Genomic DNA, 8,996 nt, shown 5'->3' on the forward strand with positions numbered 1-8,996 from the left:
CTTATATAATAAATAGTTTAAAAACTCGCGATGCGTTCCTAGCACGATATGAGTTGGAGGTGAGGGCTGAAAGAGGGGCTATTTTCGATAGCTTTCTCGGTTCAGGCTTTCAATAAACTTTATGCAAAGGCGCAAATCAGGTTTCTCGGTTCAAAATCATCCCGGTTTTGATGAGTGTTCAATACGCCGGCACCCGCAGCCTATCTGTCGACCGAAACGCAAGCGACTACCGGACCTTGCTGTTTGCCCTCAGATGATTTAACTTGCATCATCCGATGCTCATTTCATACGAAGTCGAAATCACGAAATCGAGCGGAAATCACGCAACACGTCCCCCAATCCCAACGATCTTGGATTTGGCATTATCGACGCTGAATTGTGGATCACACAGAATTGTGTCGGACTTCATTGCCCGGCGCCATCGCTATATTGGCGACGTCTTGTCCTGTTGTTCTGCTTTGTGCACTATCACAAAATGACGGAATATTTGTATAAAATCATGCACTTAACATTTAGTTAACCAACAATATTAGGTATTGGCATGCCGACACGTGGTCGCCCAGAAGTCGAAAAACCGCTGTGGAGGAGCGGCTAATGTCCACGCGTCGGTGGACCATCTCGTCTCGGTTTTCTACTCATCAGAAAGGCAAACCGAAGTCCTTTGGAACGGGTTGTGAGCACACCGTGCCTGCAAGTTGATGAGCGGTCTGCCGTCTTTGCGCCCATTTTTAGTTGAAAAATTCGAGAATTTGCGACATCGCCAAAATACCGGACTTTCAAGTGAAATCATCAAGTCAAAGTCCATTTTTGAAAGTTAGGGGATGAGTTTATCTCGCTGTGCACAGCGCTTGTCTTCGGACCGCATAATGCGGTCACGAGACGTGCAGAATATAGGAAGAGGCTGTCCTTGCTCGCCTGTTATTGAAAGTTCAAGATTAATAGTTATTTTAAATTTCAAGAAATGTATTTCGGGCCGTTAAGCATGTCGACGGAATCGGGAAGCGAGATTGATCGCTAATATGTCAGTCCATCTGCTAGTCGCTGTAAATTTCGATGTCAAATGTTGGATCACTAGAGAACATGATTACAAACGCGCCCAAGAAGATGACAAGTATGTCGAAGTACTATTCACCAATTGATCTCGCAACAGTGTTCTCCGCGGGCGTTTTATGCGGAAAGTGGACGACCCAGACAGCAGCGGCGGAGGAGTTGCAGGTGACTCACTCCAAGCTGTCCAGAGGCGTAAGCGTTGCGTCTCTTCCCCCCGAGATTTTGAACCTCTTTTCGTCGCCGAAAGCTATTACGGATCACGGCGCAAAAACGCTCCTGGAGATCTTGGCGAGCGACGGCTTGCCAGTGATGCTGGCCCGGGCCAATCACTTCGCCGAGAGCGTCAACGATAAGCGCACGCGCATCGTACTCGCGGCATTAAGAGGCCGTGAGTTCATCCGAGCTGAAGCATCGACGCGGCTGCAGCGAGAGTCAGTCGGGACCGAACAGCGTTTTCCGGCTGACGTAGCAAAAGAGTTCAATGAAGGAAAGACCCGGGGCGCGTGGTCGACGGTAACAGGAGGCGCCGCCGCGATGGGTTTGCCGCGTGTCCTTGTGAATCGAGCGGTGTTGATAGACGCATTGCCGCGAGAGGTGAAAGCCCTTTTTTTTCTTCGTGGGTCGCTCACGTTCGGCGTCGGAACCCGTCTACTCAAGATCAAAAACGAGCTCGGCCCGATCCCGATGGCCAATCGGGCACGGCGGATGGACGGCTGTTCGGACACGCGTTCGTCGCGCAACGTGATCGATGAGCTGTGCGGAAAGCATGTCTTGCCTTACGACGATATCAATGTCCGCGTGACACGAGATCGAGGGAACAAGTTTCTTAAAATAGAATGTAACGATGCAGCATTGCTACTGAAATACAGGAAAGAGATTGGAGAAGCCGTGCGAAGTGTGCTTATGAAGAGGCTGAGACCGAAAGAATTCGACGAAGTTGATGCGATGCTCCGTTCCAATATGCCGGATTTCGATGCGTTAATACGGCGTTGACTAGGCGCGGCGGACTTTGTCTGGATAACGCCAAATCCCGCAGAAGTGAGAGTTCTCAATGGGTAGTGGACAAATCTACTACCAGCTCACGAAAGAATCCGCGTCGTGCGAATAACGCTACACGATGCTGCTTTGTTCAGCGTTTCCCTAGCGACGATTCCAGCTCCGCAAGACGCGTATTGGTAGGGGAGTTCATGACTAGGATACGATCCTATCCAGTCCGTCTCATCTCTCGGCTCTCGGCCTGGGCGGCTTCCTCGCGTATGAGAGCAGCAATCTCGCTTAGCCGTCAGTCGTAGTTTCTAGGACCACCTCCACGAGCGACTCGACAAAACGCTCCTCCGGGAACGCGTGCGGTTAGCGCATAACTAAAAAGCCGCACCCGAGGGTGCGGCTTTGGCGCTTAGTGTCGTTAAACATCACGACTTCGGCGGGCTATGGGGCTAGCATCACTCCCGATGTCGTTCTCTTTCCGACCTTCGGCCGTTATAAGATGTCCATCCGAAGAAGACCGCAAGAATGAGAGCAAGCACGATCGTAAAAATTGGGGCTCCCATGATCAGTCCTCCTTAATGCAATAAAAGCCGACTGCGCCTAAAAGCAGTGCAGATATGGTCAGACTGCCCGTTTGCGCGATCGCATGCGCATTCCAGTTTGATGTGGAAAGCGCACTGAGCGCGGCACCTACGAAAGATGCAGCGCTTAGCATATGGACAAAACGACCGTTCTGCTTCCGCTGATCTTTTGACGGGAAGGCTACCGACCGCAAGTCGCTTAGACGCGTTGTTGTATTCACGTCAGGAATCTCGACACGGAACCTTCCGGTTGCGTCGACTGCTACAGCTAGCACACGACCTCGATATTCGACACTGAAAGTCGACGATGTTTCGCTCTTATCCATTTCGTCCATTATGTTCCTTAGCCGGGGCGGCACTAAAACTTCTCCCGTTCGTATGTCTAGCGACACGCGGTCGATGATGATCGTGCCGCAGGGGTATTGAATTTTCGCGTTGGCCAGTTTCATTGGTTACCTTCCTGAACTTTATTGTGGTCACGAGCGATGCGCTCAGGGTTGCATCGGTCTCCTCCGACGCCCCGACGTATGTCGCAAGCCGGTGGATAGAACATAAAAAACATAGCCGCGTGGCTCGCGCGCGTGCCGGCATGATCCGAATATAAGTACTTGAAGATTCTCACGGTATGACCTCAAAAAATACGAGGTGGTCCCTTGCGGGAAAACCACCCCGCAAGGGAAGCGTCGTCTTTTCGGAGCGACGCCAAGTATCGATGGACGATCGGACGGATCGACCCACCGGCAAAAAACGATTGATGATTTGTTGTCAGTTGCCGATCCGAACGACAAATGAAGATAGGGTGCGCGCTCGGTAAAAACCAGCGTTGCAACGCCCTATACACGCACATCGTCCAACACGATTCAACACAAACCTGCGTTTAAATACGCCGGCAAGTGAGCGAGCGTGGACATGGGTTGCGACTACTTACGAAATCAACGTGTAAGAAACATGCCGGGAAGCGGCTTGCTCGAAAAAACGTAGGCGACAGATTGGCTTTTTCGACTGCTTTCGGGCTGATCAAACAACCGGAAAGCTTCGTCCTATGTGGCGGATTCTAGTGAGCGAAAATCTCAGCGGCCCTCCGCGGGTCGGTAAAGTGAAATACGTGTAATTCGTGGAAAAAGTATCGCCTCGGGTCCGACCTGACTAATATTTTTGCAATGACTTACGTTGAAAATGGTTGGCTATTGCGCGTTGGCACGCCAACACGGGTCGCACCATCCTCGATGTCGAAGCATCAAAAAAGCGAGCATGACGGGAAGTCACCAGCGAGCTGATTTGCTTGGATCGATGCGCATTAGCGCGGGGATGGAGAGAGTTTATGCGGTGGCAGCGTTGATTAAAAAGTGAAAAGCTTGCAATTTTCATAGCGCTTTTCGCGCGCCGCGTTCGGACAATGGCAAGCGCGCGATTTCGCACACCTAGCTTCCGAATTTGATGCGGCTCACGATTGCGTCCGCAACCTAACTTTGCGGACGCAATCCATAACAGAAGATGACCTGAGCTTTTTGCCCTTGCGTGTGACGCGTGTCGGCGTCGGCGGCAAGCGAAGCTTTGATCCGGCGGACAAGCGACGACTGGTCGAAGCCTGCCTACGCCCCGGGCCTCGCTATCGGGCCTCGCCCTTAAGGCAGGTGTGAATGCCAACCAGCTGCATAAGTGGGTTCGGGCGCGTGAACGAGGCGACGCCCCGGTCAGGCACGACGTGCCGGCCGCGCTGTCAGCGTTTGTGCCGGTCGTCGCGATCGACGAGCCGACGCCGGTCACGGCATGCGCGCCTGCATCACACCGCGCCCTCACTGCAAAATCATCACGCGGTTCCACACCCTCAGCACGACCGGCACGCCTGATCGCTCACCTGCCCAACGGCGTGAAGCTTGAGCTCGAATGTTCGGCAGACGACGCGTCAATCGTCAATGCGGTGGTCGTTGCATTGGGAGCGCGCTGATGTTCCGCTTCGACGTAGACCTGACGGTCTTCCTGCATCGCGAACCGATCGACTTCCTTGCCGGCATCAACAGTCTCGTGATGCTCGTCGAGCAGTCCATGCAGCTCGACCCGTTCGCACGCGCCGTGTTTGCGTTCCACAATCGCAAACGCGACCGGGTCAAACTGCTGCTCTACGAGCGGAACGGTTTCTGGATGATGCTGCGGCGCGTCGAGGAAGACAAGTTCGTATGGCCACCCCGGCAGCAGAGCGTCGTGAAGCTGACGAGCGAGCAGTTGCACTGGCTCCTGGAGGGCATTGACATTGATGCTGTGCGCCGCCATCCGGTACGTTCGTATCATCACGCCAGTTGAGCATCGGGGCCGCCCGTTAGCCACACGGTGCGGCCTGCCTGTTACAAATTCCCGTAAACCCATCGCGGGTGACATTTCGTTATCGTGGAGGTATGAACGAGGACGACTTCTGCCGATTGCCGCCGGCCGCCCAGGCCTATATGCGTGAGCTCGAGACTTCGAAGACCGTATTGCCTCTGCCGTCGACGATCTGCCTGATCGCAGCCGCTGGTAACGCGTCTTGACATGCGCAAGGACTTGGCACAATGGATCTGTCTATCTCTTTGCGCAGTCAACACCGAACCAAGGCCCCAAAATGTCTCCCATCGAATACATTCGCACAGTCTTTCGCTATAGGCATGACCTCGCTTCACAACTTGCCCTACTTGTCGCCGTTGGGGTCATCTTGTCTTATCACGTGCTGACCAATCCAATGTTCGACTGGCTGTCACGATAGCCATTCCAATCACACGTTTGCCGCCGAACTCGCTGGTCAAACGATGCGCGAGCCACCTTGAAAAAGGCTTAGAAACCACGGATGACTGCGTTTCGGCATGCCGAAGGCTAAAAAACGGCGTATTTTGAATCACCCTGTTGATTATGTTACGTTTTTTACGTGGACGTAGGACGCAACTTTTGTCTTTTGCGCGTCGCATCCATACGTTTTTCTTACACGCGCAATCGCTTGCCGTCACTTTTCAGTGTCACTCGGGCTATGGCTATTATCGATCGGCAACCCGTCCGGTCAGCAAGCGTTGCGGCTGTGAGTAGCGACAATAAACTGACCTGATCAGACGCAAACCGGCCAGAAACAGACCGTCAGACGGCGAACAATTTTCGCTCCATATTTCGTTTTAGTTTGGTTGTTTTATTCACTGACAGATAGTGAGCGTAGATGATAAAAATCCAGCGCCAAAGGAGACTTGGAGAATGTGCCCGATGTGAATGTTGTGATGCGCGATGCCTGAAAATTTGCATTGCGATCGTGGCCGCTTTCACCGAAGACGAAGGGTGGTTGTGGGTCGTCTCATGCCCCTTGCATAGAGCGCACGCGCGCCGATCGCCATCGCACGGCCATGGGTCTCAGTGCGGCCACAATCGCAAGTCCTCGGCGGCGCAACAACGCTGATCGGGTTGGCCGCGACTGACTTGGGGTCTGCGCATTGCGGCACTGATTTTCCGACGAACGACGCTGGTCCGCTCGGCCCCACGTCGACGCGGTTAGTCATAGCGAGGCACGCGCCGCGATGCCAAAATATCGCGATGCCCAATACGCCGCCCACCTCTACCCCGCTTGCCGTACTAAGGCCGCCCGACGCGGTGCCGTCCGTGCTTCCCGTCGACACGCGCGTTCAGTTGCTGCCGTTCGATGCATTGAGCTGGGAGAATTATGAGCGTCTCTGCCGTCGGCTGACCGCGCTCGATGGCGAGGTCGATCATTGCGCGCGCTACGGGCGCCAAGGCGACGCACAGGAGGGAATCGACATTTTCGCGCGCCAGGCAGATGGTCGCTATCATTGTCTTCAGGCCAAGCGCCACCGCACCTTCGGCGTGGCCAAGCTACGCGAGGCGATCGACGTGTTCCTCGGCGGCAGCTGGACCGCACGTGCCACACGCTTCACCATCGTCGTCCAAGCGTCGCTGCGCTCGATGGCGGTGCAGGAGGAAATCGAACTACAGGCCGCACGGCTTGCTGCATGCGGCATATCCTTTGCGGCGCTCGACGGCGAGGACCTAACCGAAAGCTTACGGACAATGCTGCGGGTCGGATTTAACTACAGCCTTCCAGGCTCATACCATGGGCTTACGTTTTTTTGTTTAGACAGCTCCGGCATTCTTTGGCTTTCATGACATCAGCTACTCGAATTGGCCGACCCAGCCCACCGTGCCCGGGGCGCGAATCGTCCCGAGCGACCGTTACGCGTGGTCCAGTGGCACGTGCTTGAAGAGAGTGACGACCCCGCTCCTTGCGACAAACATTGGCTTGATCGTGTGTTGAACTCGGCGATCGCTTGTTGCATGGCGGTGCCGCGTGCCGATATCCATCCCAACGAGGTTTCGCCTCAAGAAAAAACTCCCGAAGAACGGCGATCAATCCTTCGTCATGCTTGACTTCGTTTTGGAACTGAGAAGCTGGGTTATCACATCTGAGCCTACTTCGACATGTTCCAATCTTTTTATCTTTGCCGGGTTTCCCGCCCCATTGCCCCCTCTCATGCGTGCCGGGTGAGCGCCGCGCGCGGGATATGCGCCTGTCGCGGGAAAGTCGCGCTTATCATCGCGCTCGCCTCCGATCGCATCGAATCTACGCGCCTGACCTGTCCCGCGCACGCCAAACTCGGTCCCGCCGGGTGTTGCGAATGAAAAATCCAAGGCAACTACGAGCGGGGGCGAGCAGGGCGAGAGCGCGTCCGTCGCGGCTTGCAGACACGGAGCTAGATCATCTCGAAAAGGTCGTGCGGCTTATGGCGTGGCCAGACACATACACGCCGATGCACGGGCTGGATATAGCTTATTGGCGCAGAAGGGTCGCTCTGATTGAAAGTTCGTTCGAGTTGCTTCCAATTCAGAGGTCTCGAATAACGGCGCTACTCGCTTCTCTCGGTTGGCTCGGCCCGTGACGACCCATAAATAGTTACCTTCCGCAGCGCGCAGCGCTATAAGCGCGATGCAAAGGCCAGACACGATGACGCTTCTGCTGTACGCGTTACGCGCGTGTCGAGCAAAACGGCATCAGCTGTATTGGCAAAAACGGCAATGTTGATGCTGCCCGTAGTTAGTCAGCGCACGACAACGGCCACGTGTCGAATTGCTCGGTGAGCGATATTTTGTCGGTTGCCGTATTTACGAAGGTTAAGCAGGATTTTGAAAGTCGAACCTTAGGCATGCTTGACTTTGATATAGACCTGCGATGATGGGTTGTGGCTTGGCTGGCCGATGACGGCGCAGCTATGCAAGCCCTCAAAAAGGAACGCACATGAACCTCATCAACACTGTAGTACATCTAGACTGGATTCGCGCCGTACGGTTCTGGCTTTTAATCGGCACCGCCACTGCAGCATGGGAATTCGCAACGCTCTTCTGCCGTGCTCTGGCCGCGAGATATAGGAGGAAGCCATGAACACATCACGTCCGCTTATCAAGGGCTTCATGCATTTGCACCCGAAGCTTCGCCGCTTTATTATCGGCCTAGTCTTTTATCTGCTGTGGTACGTCGACATGAGGTACTTCGCCTACACAGCGCTTGGCCCATGGATCGCCGGCATCACGCTTGTCATCTTTTTCTGGGCTTGGGGCATTTGGACGTTGATCTTCATCTTCATGTGGTGTCTACTTTCTTTCGTGCGCTTCTACCTGATTTTCCTGCGATGAAACACGCTGAAATTGCTGGAAAAAAACGGCGTAAGTTTTTTAACATGGCAATTTGGTGAGCGGCGGAGCGTGGAGTGAGCGCGCTTGATAATAAAAGGGATACAGTTGCTAAGATCACCTCCGTGCGAACACCCTCGAGCGGGATGCGCTGGTCGACGACAGGCGGGGGCAATGCAGAAGGCTTAGTGAGTCCTTACGGGATTGCTAAGACAGTCGCTAAAATGATTGCGAAGGTACCGGCTAAAAAGGAATTGTCGTCATTTCCCATATCGTAGAAGTCACCCTGGACTCCGAAGATGGCAGGCGCGCTGGGTGTCGATACTACGCAACTAGCAGCAGAACGTCGTGCAAGCGATTGGCTCGTGGAGCGCGAATGAACCGGACGAAACGGGGGGGTATATCTTGCCTCTAAGCTTACCCGCAGCTTACCGACAGGTTGAGCCTATGACCTTCGAAATTGGCATGCCAAAGGGTAAAAGCCGGAAAGCTCACTGAAAACGTATAGCTTTGCAGCGCCATAACCGCTCAAACATGTGTTACGCATTTGCCATATTGCGGTTTTCGATCTTATTGCCATTGCATGCCATTGGCCGGCGAGTTTGAACATATATGAGCGCATTCCCCTTCCTAGTCCGGCTGGTTCGCTTGCGAACCCATAGGCGAAGCCGAGCGGATCAGGAGGGGGTCAAGCGAACGGTTTTGTTTTCGCATTCTTCGCGGCCGATT

General features: G+C 54.1%; 5 protein-coding genes and 1 pseudogene. 5 read left to right on the top strand and 1 reads right to left on the bottom strand.

The annotated features are described in order from the left end of the window. Window positions 1–1,113 precede the first annotated feature (1,113 nt). Window positions 1,114–2,043, top strand: coding sequence for a hypothetical protein (locus FH08_RS0132290; RefSeq protein ID WP_152602970.1), 930 nt, complete (start codon window positions 1,114–1,116; stop codon window positions 2,041–2,043). A 559-nt stretch (window positions 2,044–2,602) separates the two neighbouring features. Here the strand turns inward: FH08_RS0132290 and FH08_RS0132295 are convergent. Then, window positions 2,603–3,067, bottom strand: coding sequence for a hypothetical protein (locus FH08_RS0132295; protein WP_051888701.1), 465 nt, complete (start codon window positions 3,065–3,067; stop codon window positions 2,603–2,605). Window positions 3,068–4,102: 1,035 nt separating this feature from the next. On the opposite strand from FH08_RS0132295, the pseudogene tnpA reads away from it, so the two are divergent. The 4 genes and pseudogenes from tnpA (at window position 4,103) to FH08_RS0132320 (ending at window position 8,270) form a co-directional block, all read left to right on the top strand. Beyond that, window positions 4,103–4,566 (top strand): annotated as a pseudogene (gene tnpA, locus FH08_RS48730) (IS66-like element accessory protein TnpA). Beyond that, window positions 4,566–4,919, top strand: coding sequence for an IS66 family insertion sequence element accessory protein TnpB (tnpB, locus tag FH08_RS0132305; protein WP_031362330.1), 354 nt, complete (start codon window positions 4,566–4,568; stop codon window positions 4,917–4,919). Before tnpA ends, tnpB begins: the two are co-directional and overlap by 1 nt. A 1,308-nt stretch (window positions 4,920–6,227) precedes the next feature. Further along, complete coding sequence (locus FH08_RS0132315; RefSeq protein WP_160172521.1) at window positions 6,228–6,749, top strand: restriction endonuclease; 522 nt, start codon at window positions 6,228–6,230, stop codon at window positions 6,747–6,749. A gap of 1,266 nt (window positions 6,750–8,015) precedes the next feature. Next, window positions 8,016–8,270, top strand: coding sequence for a hypothetical protein (locus FH08_RS0132320; RefSeq protein WP_031362332.1), 255 nt, complete (start codon window positions 8,016–8,018; stop codon window positions 8,268–8,270). The last annotated feature ends 726 nt before the right edge of the window (window positions 8,271–8,996 follow it).

It is taken from the genome of Caballeronia sordidicola (genome assembly GCF_000729995.1).
Taxonomy (GTDB): Bacteria; Pseudomonadota; Gammaproteobacteria; order Burkholderiales; family Burkholderiaceae; genus Caballeronia; species Caballeronia sordidicola_A.